The organism is Streptomyces olivoverticillatus (assembly GCF_014203555.1).
GTDB lineage: Bacteria > Actinomycetota > Actinomycetes > Streptomycetales > Streptomycetaceae > Streptomyces > Streptomyces olivoverticillatus.
In genome coordinates, this window is record NZ_JACHJH010000007.1 from 190,158 (window position 1) to 202,680 (window position 12,523).

Annotated in this window: 13 protein-coding genes; 6 read left to right on the forward strand and 7 right to left on the reverse strand. The window is 73.1% G+C overall.

Annotation, left to right across the window (positions count from 1 at the left end):
* Nucleotides 1-11: 11 nt before the first annotated feature.
* The 3 genes from FHS39_RS22550 to FHS39_RS22560 all read right to left on the reverse strand — a co-directional run bounded on the left by FHS39_RS22550 (nucleotide 12) and on the right by FHS39_RS22560 (nucleotide 2,828).
* Nucleotides 12-1,241: a cytochrome P450 family protein gene (locus FHS39_RS22550; RefSeq protein ID WP_184351246.1), complete on the reverse strand. Its 1,230-nt coding sequence runs from the start codon at nucleotides 1,239-1,241 to the stop codon at nucleotides 12-14.
* Between the two features lie 128 nt (nucleotides 1,242-1,369).
* A complete protein-coding gene (locus FHS39_RS22555; RefSeq protein ID WP_184351247.1) occupies nucleotides 1,370-2,005 on the reverse strand; it encodes a bifunctional 4-hydroxy-2-oxoglutarate aldolase/2-dehydro-3-deoxy-phosphogluconate aldolase in 636 nt (211 codons plus the stop codon).
* Nucleotides 2,006-2,405: 400 nt separating this feature from the next.
* Nucleotides 2,406-2,828: a guanyl-specific ribonuclease gene (locus tag FHS39_RS22560; protein WP_184351248.1), complete on the reverse strand. Its 423-nt coding sequence runs from the start codon at nucleotides 2,826-2,828 to the stop codon at nucleotides 2,406-2,408.
* A 189-nt stretch (nucleotides 2,829-3,017) separates the two neighbouring features.
* Between FHS39_RS22560 and FHS39_RS22565 the strand changes: the two genes are divergently transcribed.
* Genes FHS39_RS22565 through FHS39_RS22575 form a run of 3 tightly spaced genes read left to right on the forward strand, consistent with a single transcriptional unit; the run spans nucleotide 3,018 to nucleotide 4,487 of the window.
* Nucleotides 3,018-3,665 (forward strand): helix-turn-helix domain-containing protein, encoded by a 648-nt coding sequence (locus tag FHS39_RS22565; protein WP_045932723.1) that lies wholly within the window; start codon nucleotides 3,018-3,020, stop codon nucleotides 3,663-3,665.
* Nucleotides 3,662-3,802, forward strand: a complete 141-nt coding sequence (locus FHS39_RS22570; protein ID WP_158705859.1) for a DUF6126 family protein — start codon at nucleotides 3,662-3,664, stop codon at nucleotides 3,800-3,802. Before FHS39_RS22565 ends, FHS39_RS22570 begins: the two co-directional genes overlap by 4 nt.
* Nucleotides 3,803-3,827: 25 nt before the next feature.
* Nucleotides 3,828-4,487 (forward strand): thiaminase II/PqqC family protein, encoded by a 660-nt coding sequence (locus tag FHS39_RS22575; protein WP_184351249.1) that lies wholly within the window; start codon nucleotides 3,828-3,830, stop codon nucleotides 4,485-4,487.
* Nucleotides 4,488-4,494: 7 nt separating this feature from the next.
* On the opposite strand, the gene alc is transcribed toward FHS39_RS22575, so the two are convergent.
* Together alc and allB are read right to left on the reverse strand one after the other, a co-directional pair.
* Nucleotides 4,495-5,643 carry an allantoicase gene (alc, locus tag FHS39_RS22580; RefSeq protein WP_184351250.1) on the reverse strand — a complete coding sequence of 383 codons (1,149 nt, stop codon included), beginning with the start codon at nucleotides 5,641-5,643 and terminating at the stop codon, nucleotides 4,495-4,497.
* Nucleotides 5,640-6,977 (reverse strand): allantoinase AllB, encoded by a 1,338-nt coding sequence (gene allB / locus FHS39_RS22585; protein ID WP_184351251.1) that lies wholly within the window; start codon nucleotides 6,975-6,977, stop codon nucleotides 5,640-5,642. Before allB ends, alc begins: the two co-directional genes overlap by 4 nt.
* A gap of 200 nt (nucleotides 6,978-7,177) precedes the next feature.
* Between allB and FHS39_RS22590 the strand changes: the two genes are divergently transcribed.
* The gene (locus tag FHS39_RS22590; protein ID WP_184351252.1) at nucleotides 7,178-7,960 is read left to right on the forward strand and encodes an IclR family transcriptional regulator domain-containing protein; all 783 of its coding nucleotides are present in this window, start codon (nucleotides 7,178-7,180) and stop codon (nucleotides 7,958-7,960) included.
* Between the two features lie 21 nt (nucleotides 7,961-7,981).
* Here FHS39_RS22590 and FHS39_RS22595 read toward each other — a convergent pair whose 3' ends face one another.
* The gene (locus FHS39_RS22595) at nucleotides 7,982-8,359 is read right to left on the reverse strand and encodes a DUF5955 family protein (protein ID WP_184351253.1); all 378 of its coding nucleotides are present in this window, start codon (nucleotides 8,357-8,359) and stop codon (nucleotides 7,982-7,984) included.
* A gap of 158 nt (nucleotides 8,360-8,517) precedes the next feature.
* On the opposite strand from FHS39_RS22595, the gene FHS39_RS22600 reads away from it, so the two are divergent.
* Nucleotides 8,518-9,159 (forward strand): nucleotidyltransferase family protein, encoded by a 642-nt coding sequence (locus FHS39_RS22600; RefSeq protein WP_246470409.1) that lies wholly within the window; start codon nucleotides 8,518-8,520, stop codon nucleotides 9,157-9,159.
* Between the two features lie 221 nt (nucleotides 9,160-9,380).
* Complete coding sequence (aceB, locus tag FHS39_RS22605) at nucleotides 9,381-10,976, forward strand: malate synthase A (protein WP_184351254.1); 1,596 nt, start codon at nucleotides 9,381-9,383, stop codon at nucleotides 10,974-10,976.
* 16 nt (nucleotides 10,977-10,992) lie between these two features.
* On the opposite strand, the gene FHS39_RS22610 is transcribed toward aceB, so the two are convergent.
* The gene (locus FHS39_RS22610; RefSeq protein ID WP_221463124.1) at nucleotides 10,993-12,522 is read right to left on the reverse strand and encodes a YfcC family protein; all 1,530 of its coding nucleotides are present in this window, start codon (nucleotides 12,520-12,522) and stop codon (nucleotides 10,993-10,995) included.
* Nucleotide 12,523: the final 1 nt, after the last annotated feature.

Genomic DNA, 12,523 nt, shown 5'->3' on the forward strand with positions numbered 1-12,523 from the left:
CGAAGACTTTGCTAGAAGCGGACCGGGAGCCGGTGCGGGCCGCGGATCAGGAGCCCCTCCCGCCAGGTCAGCGAGTCGGGGTGCGCGTCCAGTGCGAGACCGGGGCACCGCTCCAGCAGCGAGCGGATCGCGATCTTCGCCTCCAGCCGGGCCAGCGGTGCGCCCAGGCAGTAGTGGATGCCGTGCCCGAAGGCGACGTGCCCGCGGGCGTCACGGCGGATGTCGAAGCGGTCGGGCTCGGCGAAGCGCGCCGGGTCGCGGTCGGCGTCCGAGAGGGCGACCAGCACCAGCTCTCCGCCACCGGGCACCACGGTGCCGCCGATCTCCACCGGCTCGGTGGTGAAGCGGTACGTGGAGGTCTCGACCGGACCGTCGTAGCGCAGCATCTCCTCCACCGCGTTGTCGAGCAGCCCGAAGTCCGCACGGAGGGCGGCCAGTTGCTCCGGGTGGCGCAGCAGCGCCAGCACGCCGTTGGATATCAGGTTCACGGTGGTCTCATGGCCCGCGACCAGGAGGATCCAGGCCATGCCCAGCAGCTCTTCGGGCGAGAGCCTGTCGCCGTCCTCGTCGGTGGTGCGAATGAGGGCGCTGAGCAGGTCGTCGCCGGGGCGCTCCCGCTTGGCGGCGACCAGCTCGGCGAGGTAGGCGGCCACCTCCGTGGCCGCGGTCATCTTCTCCTGCGGCGGGGCGGAGCCGACGGCCGTGTTGGACCAGTCGCGGAACGCCTCCTGGTCGAGGTCCGGCACGCCCAGCAGCTCGCAGATGACGCTCATGGGCAGCGGGAAGGACAGGGCTTCGACGAGGTCGGCACGGCGGCCGGGGCTCGCCAGCATCGCGTCGAGCAGGTCGTCGGTCATCTGCTGCACCCGCGGCGCCATCGACTCCACGCGGCGCGGGGTGAACTCCTTGGTGACGAGCTTGCGCAGCCGCGTGTGCTGCGGCTGGTCGACGATCAGCATGTGCGGGCCGGAGGCGATGGGCGCGAGCCCGAAGCCCTCCGCGGCGTTCTGCCAGTCCTTAGCCAGCCGGGGGTCGGTGAGCGCGGCGCGCACTTCCTCGTGGCCCACGACCAGCCAGCACACGGCGCCTTCGGGCATCCGCACCCGGTGCACCGGGCCCCGCTCGCGCAGCGTGGCGTAGACGTTGTACGGGTCGCGGGCGAACTCCCCGCCCATGGCGGCCAGATCGACGATGCCGTCCGCCTCACGGATCCCGTCCGGTGCGCCTGCTGTGGTCCCCATGGTCATACCCCCCAAGTGTTCGAAGTTCACACAGTAATGGGACGGTGCCGACCGGTGTCCAACGGAATGAAATACTCCGGATGCCCCCGGCGCGGGCCGCGGTACGAGCGTGCCGGGCACCGCGCCCGCTACCCGCCGTGCGGCTCCGCGTCCGCCAGGCGGCCGAGCAGCTCACCGGCCCGCTTGGCGACCGAATCGCGGTCGCCGTCGGAGAGTTCGGCACCCATGCCGCAGGCCACGGCCCCGGCTGCGATCCAGTCGGGGGCGCTGTCGACGCTGATGCCGCCGCTGGGCACCAGCGCCGCCTGCGGCAGCTCCGCCCGGATCTCGCCGACCCAGTCCGGATGCCGGGCGGCGGCGGGGAAGAGTTTGAGCGCGTCCGCCCCCAGCTCCAGGGCGCGGAGGATCTCGGCCGGGGTGGCGACGCCCGGGAAGACGGGGACGCCGTAGCGGTGGCCGGTGCGGATCACGGCGGGGTCCAGGCCGGGCGAGGCCAGGAAGCGCGCCCCGGCTTCGACCGCCATCCGCGCGGACGGCCCGTCGAGCACCGCGCCCGCCCCGATGACCGCCTCCTCGCCGACCTCGCGGGTCAAGGTGGCGATCGCCTCCAGGGCGAAGGGTGTGGTGAGGGATATCTCCAGGGTCGTGATCCCGGCGGAGAGCAGGGTGCCGGCCGTCACCGTGGCCTGGTCGTAGCTGTCGCCACGGACGAGGGCCACGATGCGCTGCGCCAGCGCGGCTCGGGTGATCTCCCAGCGGTACACGGCAGTTCGCCGCCCTTCTCGGTGTGCGGTGTCAGCGGTGTCGTCCGTACGCCCACGGTGTGCGCGAGGGCCGCCCGGCGCCCTCAGCGGTGCGCGGCGCCGCGTGCGGGCAAGGCCCCGGCGCCCGAGGGCACTTGAGAACGTATGGGGCTCGGGCGCGGGGTGGCGGGCGGCGAAAGCGGCGCCCCCGGAGCGGAGCGACTTGATCATCGATGCCACTGACATCACCGAGTGCCTCCCCGAACGTCCTTATCCGGAAACGTTAACGGGAGCCACTGACAATCGGCCCGGTTGTGCGGCGGAGCGCCCTCCCCCGACACAAAAGAAGGAAGTCCCGCCGTCGCGGAGGACGGCGGGACTCACGGTGGTCACAGCGACCGGCAGCCGGTCAGCGGACGGTTCAGCAGCCGAAGTCGACCTTGTCGAAGGTCTGGTAGTGGTCGGCGGTGTAGTAGTCCTCGTGGTCCCCCTGGCCGGCGATGATCCGGCGGGTGCCGCGGGTCGGCGCGCCCGGGGTGATGACCGTGTACTCGTGGTAGTAGCTGCGCGACTGCTGCGGCAGGGCGCCTTCACGGTTGGTGAAGACGATCCCGTCCCGCGAGTACGGGAAGGGGCCGCCCTGGTCGATGAGGGTCAGCGTGTCGTGGGCCTGCGAGGGCAGCTCCGAGTAGCAGACGCTACCGGTGGACTCCAGGTTGACCGTCCGCACGGCGGCGGGCGCGGCGGTGGCGTGGGTGGCGGCCACGGCGGGGGTGCCGAGCAGGAGCGTCGAGGCCAGGGCAGCGAGCGCGCCGAAGCGCACCAGACGATGGGGGGTTGTCATGACCCCAGCATGACAAGGCATGCACCTGTCATGTCAACGCTAAACCTTAATGTTTCCCTGACGTTTACCCAGGTGAGAAGGGGGTGCGGTGATCCAAACCTCGCCGGTACCGGAATCTCGGAGAACCGGTTCTTTGCCTCAGAGGCAATTTTCTTGCCCGAGAGGCATGCAGCGGCCTATACCGGAAGCATGACGTCGCCACCCGAAGAATCCGGGCCCGCGGCCGCCGGCCCGGAGACCGAACTGCCCTCGATGGCCCCGCAGCTGCGCGCCCTGCGCAGGAGCAGCGGGCTGACGCTGGAGGCCGCTGCGGCCCGGGCCGGGCTGTCGCCCGCGCACCTGTCGCGGCTGGAGACCGGCCGCCGCACGCCGTCGCTGCCGATGCTGCTGGCCCTGGCGCGCATCTACGGAACCACGGTATCCGACCTGCTGGGCGAGGTGCCCGCCGAACGCGATCCCATCGTGCGGGCGGACCGGATGGAGGCCCAGGAGGCGGGCGGCTGGACGTACTGGCAGGCCGGGGCGTCGGGCCGGGCCATGCAGGCGCTGCGGCTGCACGTACCGCCGGGGCGCGGCGGCCAGGAGGAACTGGTCCGCGTGCACCCGGGCGAGGAGTGGCTGTACGTCACGGACGGCCGGTTGCGGCTCACGCTGGGCGAGAGCTCCCATCTGCTCGGCCCCGGCGACGCCGCCCACTTCGACTCCCTCACCCCGCACCGCATCGCGGCCGTGTCGGCGGGAGGGGCGGACCTGCTGTTCATCCACACATTGATGCAGAGCGGCGCGGCCGGGCTGTGCCTGGGCGACGCCGCGGCGAACCGGAGGGGAATGCCGTGAGCGAGAACGCCAAGCAGTTCGTGGAAGAGGACCGGGCCCCGATGGGCATGACGGTCCGGGTCTTCATCTACCTCGTCGCCGTCCACTTCATCGTCGCCTTCTTCTTCCTCATCTTCTATCTGGCGGGGGCGAAGTAGCCGCGCGCTGGCTACGCTGGCGCTCATGGCCCGTACCGCCGAGGACGTCCTCGCCGATGCCATCCGGCAGCTGGCACCCGACGCCGCAGCCAATCCTCTGGTGCCGCTCCTCGCCTCCGGCGAGGCGCCCCGCGAGGCCGTCGCGGCCTTCGCCCTGGAGCAGCACCACATCATCGACGGCGACCGCCGCAGCTTCCTGCACCTGGCGGAGCGGGCGTCGGACGGCCGGCCTGCCGCTGCCGCCTTCTTCACCGGCCTCGCCCAGGGCGAGAGCCTGGCGCTGGAGGAGCTCGGTGCACTGACGGCGGCCTGCGGCCTGGACGAGGAGGCGGTGCAGGCCTACGAACCACGGGCCGGGTGCCAGGCCTATCCGGCGTACGTCGCCTGGCTGGCGCTGGGCGCCGGGCCCGCGGACGTGGTGGTGGCGCTGACCGCCAACTTCGCCGCCTGGGGCGGCTACTGCGCGGCCGTCGGCCGGGCGCTGCGCGAGCACTACGGCTTCGACGACCGGGCGTGCGGCTTCTTCGACTTCTTCGCCGAGCCCGACCCCGCGGTCGGCGAGGCGGCGCTGGCCGCGGTGCGGGAGGGGCTGGCGGACGGCGGGCTGCGCGAGCCGCCGGCGCATCGCTACGGCCGGCTGCTCCAGGAGTACGAGCTGATGTTCTGGAAGACGCTGGCGGGCTGACGACGGCTCACGCGCCCCGCAGCCGCCGCTCCCCCTCCTTCGTCAACGAGCCGTGGACGCGCAGCCGGGCGACGCCGCCGTCCGGGTAGATGTCCAGCCTCACGTGTGTGGCCGCCGGAGCGCCGGTCAGGGTGAAGCGGTGCACCGCGTCCGGCTGGAGGCGGGTGCGCGGCAGCAGGGGGGTCCAGCCGGTGGTGTGGTCCCCCGGGTCCGCGCCGGTGGTGGCGTCGAGGCCCCACAGCTCGGCCCAGCCCGCGGCGTTGCCCTTGTAGCAGCCCGTGTCGATCTCGACGGCGCGGGGCACGGACTGCCCGGCGAGGCGGTAGCGCACCCAGTCGTGGCCCCGGTCGCGGCGGCGGCGGGTCTCCCAGCCGTCGTCCATCTTGCGGGAGCGGCCGGGGTGGATGCCGTTGGCCGGGGAGGAGTAGAAGCGGTCGGAGGCGTCCTCGGCGTGGCCGCCGTTCTCCAGCGCGGCGAGGTCGAAGGTGCCCAGCGCCGCGAGCCAGGCGGGGTCGGGGGCGGCCTCGCCGTGCACGCGCAGCCGGGCGATGCCGCCGTCGGGGTACTGGCTGAGCCGCAGGTGGGTGAAGCACTCGGCGGAGTCGACGGTGAAGCCGTTGGCCGCGTGGCCGCCGATGCGCGTGCGCGGCACGAGGACGGTCCAGGCGACGCCGTCCGCGAGCAGTTCCTCGGGCGAGGGGGTGCCCGGCATCCGGATGCCCTCGATGCCGACGGCATGGGGGTAGTTGCCGCGGAAGTGGGCGGTGTCGACGACCACGCCCCGTACGACGCCGGGGACGCCGAGGCGGATCAGCGCCCAGTCGTGGTCCTCGGCGGCGGGGTGCGGGGTGCAGGCGTCGGCGCCGCGGCGCCGCCGGGTCTCCCAGCCGTCCATGATCTTGCCCTTGTGCCCGAAGGCCTCCGGGTCGAAGCGGGCGGGGCCGGGGGTGAGCAGGTTCTCGCGCTCGGCGAAGAACTCGTCGTTGGCGGCGAGCACCGCGGCGCCCAGCCGCCGGTCGGCGAGATCGGGCAGGCGGGTGAAGGGGAAGTCGGCGGTCCGGTAGTCGGCGTAGGGGTCGCCGCCGGGATACGGGCGGGCGTCGCCGGTGAAGGAACCGTTGAAGGAAGGGGTGCCGGATATGACATGGGTGCTCATGCACGCTCCAGGAGTCGGCCGACGGGCCCGGCGAGGGGGGTGCCCCGGTCGGCGATCTTGCGGCCGCGCAGCCAGGAGGACCGTACGACGCCGTGCAGGGTCCGGCCCGCGTAGGCGGTGACGGGGTTGCGGTGGTGGAGGGCGGCCGCATCGACGGTGAAGGTCTCGTCGGGGGCGAGGACGGCGAAGTCGGCGTCGCGGCCCGGGGCGATGGCCCCCTTGCAGCCGAGGCTCGCGAGGGCGGCCGGGGCGGTGGCGGTCCAGCGGGCCACGTCGTGGAGGGTGTGCCCGCGCCGCCGGGCCTCGGTCCACAGCACGGGCAGCCCGAGCTGGAGGGAGGAGATGCCGCCCCAGGCCCGCCCGAAGTCGGGGACCTTGAGGTCGGTGGTGCAGGGCGAGTGGTCGGAGACGACGCAGTCGACGGTCCCGGCGGCCAGCCCCGCCCACAGCGCGTCCTGGTTGGCGGCTTCCCGGATGGGCGGGCAGCACTTGAACTCGGTGGCTCCGTCCGGGACTTCCTCGGCCGTGAGAGTGAGGAAGTGCGGGCAGGTCTCGGCGGTGACCGGCACGCCGTCCGCCTTCGCCGCGGCGATCGCGGGCAGGGCGTCGGCCGACGACAGGTGCAGGATGTGGATGCGCACCTCCAGCCGCCGGGCGAGCGCGATGAGCGCGTCTATGGCCTCGTTCTCGGCCGTGCGCGGGCGGGAGGCGAGGAAGCCCGCGTAGCGCGGGCCTTCGGCCGCCGGGGCGGCGTCCAGCCGGCCGGGGTCCTCGGCGTGCACGATGAGCAGGCCCCCGAAACCGGCTATCTCCCGGGCCGCGGCCTCCAGTTCGCGCGGTCCGAGCGGCGGGAACTCCTCGACGCCGGACGGGGAGAGGAACGCCTTGAAGCCGAAGACCCCCGCCTCGTGCAAGGGCCGAAGGTCCGCCCGGTTGGTGGGCAGCGCGCCGCCCCAAAAGCCGACGTCCACATGGGCCTTGGGGCCTGCCACGGCCTGTTTGACGTGCAGGTTCGGCACGGTCGTGGTGGGCGGCAGGCTGTTGAGCGGCATGTCGACGAGCGTGGTGACGCCTCCGGCGGCCGCGGCGCGGGTGGCGGTGTGGAAGCCCTCCCACTCGGTGCGGCCGGGGTCGTTCACATGGACGTGCGTGTCGACGAGGCCGGGGAGCAGCGCGTCATCCCCGAAGTCCGCCACGGCCGCTCCGGGCGGCGCTTGCGCCGAGTGCGGCAGCAGGGCCGCGATCCGGCCTCCGGCGACGGCGACGGAGGCGGCGCGCACGCCCTCCGGCGTCACGACCCGTCTCGAGCGCAACAGCAGCTCCACCTCGGGCACGGCCGTCCCTTCCCGCCCGCTGCGGGGCGAAAGCGATTTCAACGTTCTGTTGAATGGCGCTGCCCGCAGTTTTCTCACACGCCACGTGCACGTCAAGGCCCTTTCGCGAATCGGAAGGCATATTTCACGCAGTAGAAACCGGCGTACGGGCCCGCCGACGGCCGGTAGGCTGCTCCCACCCCAGACCCGTAAGGAGCGCCGTGCCCCCGTCCGCCGAGCCCCGAACCGCCTCGACCAGTGGAGGCGTCCAGTCCCTCGAGCGCGCCTTCGACCTGCTGGAGCGCATGGCGGACGCGGGCGGCGAAGTCGGACTGAGCGAGCTCGCCACGGCCAGCGGGCTGCCGCTGCCCACCATCCACCGCCTGATGCGCACGCTGGTCGCCTGCGGGTACGTACGCCAGCAGCCCAACCGGCGCTATGCGCTCGGCCCCCGGCTGATCCGGCTGGGCGAGAGCGCCTCCCGGCTGCTCGGCACCTGGGCCCGTCCGCATCTGGCGCGCCTGGTGGAGGAGACGGGCGAGACCGCCAACATGGCGCTGCTCGACGGTGACGAGGTCGTCTACGTGGCCCAGGTGCCCTCGCGGCACTCGGTGCGGATGTTCACCGAGGTCGGGCGGCGGGTGCTGCCGCACTCCACGGGCGTCGGCAAGGCGCTGCTCGCACAGTCCCCCGACGACGAGGTCCGTGCGCTGCTGGCCCGTACGGGCATGCCCGCCGCGACGGACAAGACCATCACCACGGCCGACGGCTTCCTGCGGGAGCTTGCCCGGGTGCGGGAGAGCGGCTTCGCGATGGACGACAACGAGCAGGAGATCGGGGTGCGCTGCCTGGCGGTGCCGGTGCCCGACTCCCCCACCTCGGCGGCCATTTCGATTTCGGGTCCGGCGGGGCGGGTCACGGAGGCCGCCACGGAGCGGATCGTGCCGCTGCTGCAGGAGGTCGCCTCGCAGCTCTCGCAGGCACTGGCGGCGGGCTCCGCCTGAGCGGCGTCAGGCCGAGCGACGTCAGGCGCCCTCTCGGGGGCGGGGCACTTCCGCATCATCCGCGCTCTCGTCCGCACCGGGCAGCTCGCCGAAGCGGTCGACCGCCGCGCGGACTTCTCCGAGGGCGGTGGCCAGGGCGCTGACCGAGCCGACGGCGCCCGCCACCAACAGCAGTGAGCTGCGCAGCCGGGAGACGTCCGGGTCGCCCGTGCGGGCCATCGCGTCCAGCGCGGCCAGCTCGTCCTCGGCGGCGTCCCGGTCGGGTAAGAGGGCGGGGTGCCCGGCCAGCGCCCGGCGCAGCCGGGCCACGGCCGCGCTCAGCTCGCTCACTCTGGGATCCGGCTCCCGTTCGAAAACACCCAAGGGCTCGTGTTCCACCACTACGGCGCCTTCCGCCACGACTCTCCCCCTCCCACACGCTCGCTCGCGCGGATCAGTTAACGCCACTTTCCGTGCGGCGCGCCACACGCACAGCGAAATTCAGGCCGCATGTTCCCGTGCGGGTGACGAACGCGTTTTCGGCGTACGCGCGCTCGTACATGCGGTATGCAGGGGCCATGGCACGGGTGATGACGGAAGCGACGGACGCAGACGCCGGTCAGGCGCCGGTCGCCGGCCTTCTGCTGGCGGCCGGGGGCGGGCGGCGGCTCGGGGGGCGGCCCAAGGCGCTGCTGCGGTACCGAGGTAGGCCCCTCGTCGAGCGCGCCGTGCGCGTTCTGGGCGACGGCGGGTGCGGGCCGGTGCACGTGGTGCTGGGGGCGGGCGCGGCTCAGGTGCGGGCGGCGCTGGCGGCCGTGCCGGAGGCGGTGCCGGTGGACAATCCCGGCTGGTCCGGCGGCATGGGTTCCTCGCTGCGGGCCGGGCTCGCGTCGCTCGCCGCCATGGAGCCCGAGGTGTCGGCGGTGCTGGTGATGCTGGTGGACCAGCCGCGCATCGGGGCGGCGGCGGTGGCCCGGGTGCTGGCGGCGCACCGCGCCGGGGCGGGGCTGGTGTCGGCGGCGTACAGCGGGGAGCGCGGGCATCCGGTGCTGTTCGCGCGGGAGCACTGGGAGGGCGTCGCGCAGGCGGCGGAGGGCGACCGGGGTGCCCGCGGCTATCTGCGGCGGCATGCGGACGCCGTTGCCCTGGTGGAGTGTTCGGACATCGCCGCCCCCGACGACATCGACACCCCGGAGGATCTCCCCCTGCTCGATGGGTAGTCAGCCCCTGCGCGCCGCCGTGGCACCGAGGGTCAGGGCGGGTCTCTCGACATCGACACACCATTGAACTTCCACCATGAGGAAACTATTCTCCACTGGTCAGCGGCGTCCGTCGCCCCGTACGGCCCCGGGCCGCGTCCCGGGCGCCACGGCACCCCGTGCCGTTCGCCGGGGATCCGGCGGCCGCCGGGCACCGCCCGCCGAAGGAGTGTGACCCGCCCATGTCCGCACCCGCGCCGTCCACGCCCACCGTCGTCGCCCGCCCCGTCGAGCGGCAGGAGGAGGTGCTGACCGATGAGGCCCTCGCCTTCGTCGCCGCCCTGCACCGCCGGTTCACCCCGCGCCGCGACGAACTGCTCGCCCTGCGCGCCGAGCGCCGCGCCGAGATCGCCCGCACCGGCAGGATCGGCTTCCCCGCCGCGACCGCCGCCCTCCGCGAGGACCCCGCGTGGCGGGTGGCGCCCGCGCCCCCCGCGCTGGAGGACCGGCGCGTGGAGATCACCGGCCCCGCCGACGACCGCAAGATGACGATCAACGCCCTCAACTCCGGCGCCCGCGTATGGCTCGCCGACTTCGAGGACGCCTCCTCCCCCACCTGGGAGAACGTCATCCGCGGCCAGCTCAACCTGAAGGACGCCTACGAGCGCCGCATCGACTTCACCGCCTCCGGCGGCAGGACGTACGCCCTGCGCCCCGCCGAAGAGCTCGCGACCGTCGTGATGCGCCCCCGCGGCTGGCACCTCGACGAGCGCCACCTCACCGTCGACGGCCGCCCCGTCCCCGGCGCCCTCGCCGACTTCGGCCTCTACTTCTTCCACAACGCCCAGCGGCTGCTCGACCTCGGCAAGGGGCCGTACTTCTACCTCCCCAAGACCGAGTCGCACCTGGAAGCCCGGCTGTGGAACGACGTCTTCGTCTTCGCCCAGGACTACGCCGGCCTGCCGCAGGGCACGGTCCGCGCCACCGTGCTCATCGAGACCGTCACCGCCGCCTACGAGATGGAGGAGATCCTCTACGAGCTGCGCGACCACGCTTCCGGGCTCAACGCGGGCCGCTGGGACTACCTCTTCTCCATCATCAAGAACTTCCGTGACGCGGGGTCCGGGTTCGTCCTGCCCGACCGCAACGCCGTGACGATGACGGCGCCGTTCATGCGCGCGTACACGGAGCTGCTGGTGCGCACCTGCCACAAGCGCGGGGCCCATGCCATCGGCGGGATGGCCGCGTTCATCCCTTCGCGCCGGGACCCCGAGGTCAACGAGGCCGCCCTGGAGAAGGTCCGGGCCGACAAGACGCGCGAGGCGGGCGACGGCTTCGACGGCTCCTGGGTCGCCCACCCCGACCTGGTGCCCGTCGCCCGGGCCTGCTTCGATGCGGTCCTCGGCGACCGCCCGCACCAGAAGGACCGGCTGCGCGAGGACATCCACGTGACGGCCGAGCAGCTCATCGCGCTGAACACCCTGGGCGCCCGGCCCACGGCCGCCGGGCTGCGCAACGCGGTCCAGGTCGGCATCCGGTACATCGAGTCCTGGCTGCGCGGCATCGGCGCCGTCGCCATCTTCAACCTCATGGAGGACGCGGCGACCGCGGAGATCTCGCGCTCCCAGCTCTGGCAGTGGGTGAACGCGGGGGTGGTCCTCGACACCGGGGAGAAGGTGACGGCGGCGCTGGTGCGGGAGGTCGCGCAGGAGGAACTGGCCGCGGCGGACGACGGGTCGGCCACCTGGCGGCAGGCCCACGACCTCCTGCTGAAGGTGGCCCTGGACGAGGAGTACGCGGACTTCCTGACGCTGCCGGCCTACGAGCTGCTGGACTGAACCGCCCTGGCGGCGGCTACGACGACATGACCGCGCCCATCGCGACGAAGGCGCAGATCAGCACCGCCAGTACGGCCAACAGGGGCCAGACGAACCGCAGATACCGGTCGTAGCCGACCTTCGCCAGCGAGACGCCGCCCATCACGACGGCGGTCGTCGGCACCCACAGGTTCATCCAGCCGCTGGCTGACTGCCAGGCCGTGACGACCACCGCGCGCGAGACCCCCGCGAAGTCGGCGAGGGGGGCGAGGATCGGCATCGCCAGCGTCGCGTGCCCCGAGGTCGAAGGGATCAGGAAGGCCAGCGGCAGGTTGACGACGTAGACCATGACCCCGAAGAACGCCGCCGGGGTCCCGGACACCACGCCCTCGATCGAGTGCAGGACGGTGTCCGTGACCTTGGCGTTGTTCATGATGACGGTCACGCCGCGGGCCAGCACGATCACCAGCGCGGGCGCGATGAAGTCCGCCGCGCCCTGGATCACCGTCGCGCTCAGCCGCTGCTCGCCCAGCCGGGCGACCAGCCCGACCAGCACGGCCGCCACGATGAACAGCGCCGCCAACTGCGCGAAGGACCAGCCCAGTTCCCAGCCGTACGGAGTGGCATCCGCCTTGCCGGTCAGAGCGCTCGCCCAGGGGATGACGGAGAAGATCATGAAGGCGAAGACCAGCACCACGGTGGCCAGCACCGTCTTCTGCAGACCCGTCAGCTCGGGCGGCTCCGCGGCCGCCTCGGCGGCCAGCTCGCGGTCGCCCGGCAGGAAGCCGACCAGGGAGCGCCCGGGGTCCGTCCGCACCCGGTGTGCGTACCGCACGACGTAGGTGATGGTGACGGCCGTCAGCACCAGCCACATCAGGAAGCGCAGCGCGATGCCCTCGCCCAGGGAGACCCCGGCCGCCGAGGAGGCCACGCCGGTGGCGAAGGGGTTGACGGTGGAGGCGAGCACGCCGACGCCCGCGCCCAGGATGATCGTGCCGGTGGCGGCCATACGGTCGTAGCCCAGCGCCAGCATCAGCGGCACGATCAGCCCGTAGAAGCCCAGCGTCTCCTCGGCGAAGCCCTCGACCGTGCCGAGCAGCGAGAAGACCGTCATGATCCCGGCGATCAGCAGCGCGCCGCGCTCGCGCAGCCGGTGGGCGAGCCGTTCGATGCCGCGGTCCAGGGCGCCGGTGGCGAAGACGACGGTGATGAACGTGCCGATGGCCAGCACGAAGAGGAAGACCCCGGCGCTTCCGTAGAGCGTGCCGACGGCGTCCGGCGCGACCTGGCCGGTCTTGGCGTCCCGCACCCCGTACAGGCCGTTGACGGGCGCGAGGAACAGCTCGCCCAGGCGGTGGACGAAGTCCCCGGGAGCCGCCTCCCGGTGGTACGTGCCCTCGATGGGGTTGCCGTCGGCATTGCGCCGGTAGGCGCCCGAGGGGATGGCGAAGGCGAGGGCCCAGACCACGACGGTGACGGCCGCGAGGACGGTCAGCGCGCTGGGGAAGACGAAACCGCGCCGCTCCGGCCCGGCAGGCTGCTCCGGGGGCTCCCCTTCGGCTTTCAGG

Excerpts from the sequence above, each read along its gene's own strand:
- FHS39_RS22550 (WP_184351246.1), bottom strand. The coding sequence starts at position 1,241 with ATGGGGACCACAGCAGGCGCACCGGACGGGATCCGTGAGGCGGACGGC.
- FHS39_RS22560 (WP_184351248.1), bottom strand. The coding sequence starts at position 2,828 with ATGACAACCCCCCATCGTCTGGTGCGCTTCGGCGCGCTCGCTGCCCTG.
- FHS39_RS22565 (WP_045932723.1), top strand. The coding sequence starts at position 3,018 with ATGACGTCGCCACCCGAAGAATCCGGGCCCGCGGCCGCCGGCCCGGAG.
- FHS39_RS22575 (WP_184351249.1), top strand. The coding sequence starts at position 3,828 with ATGGCCCGTACCGCCGAGGACGTCCTCGCCGATGCCATCCGGCAGCTG.
- alc (WP_184351250.1), bottom strand. The coding sequence starts at position 5,643 with ATGAGCACCCATGTCATATCCGGCACCCCTTCCTTCAACGGTTCCTTC.
- FHS39_RS22600 (WP_246470409.1), top strand. The coding sequence starts at position 8,518 with ATGGCACGGGTGATGACGGAAGCGACGGACGCAGACGCCGGTCAGGCG.
- aceB (WP_184351254.1), top strand. The coding sequence starts at position 9,381 with ATGTCCGCACCCGCGCCGTCCACGCCCACCGTCGTCGCCCGCCCCGTC.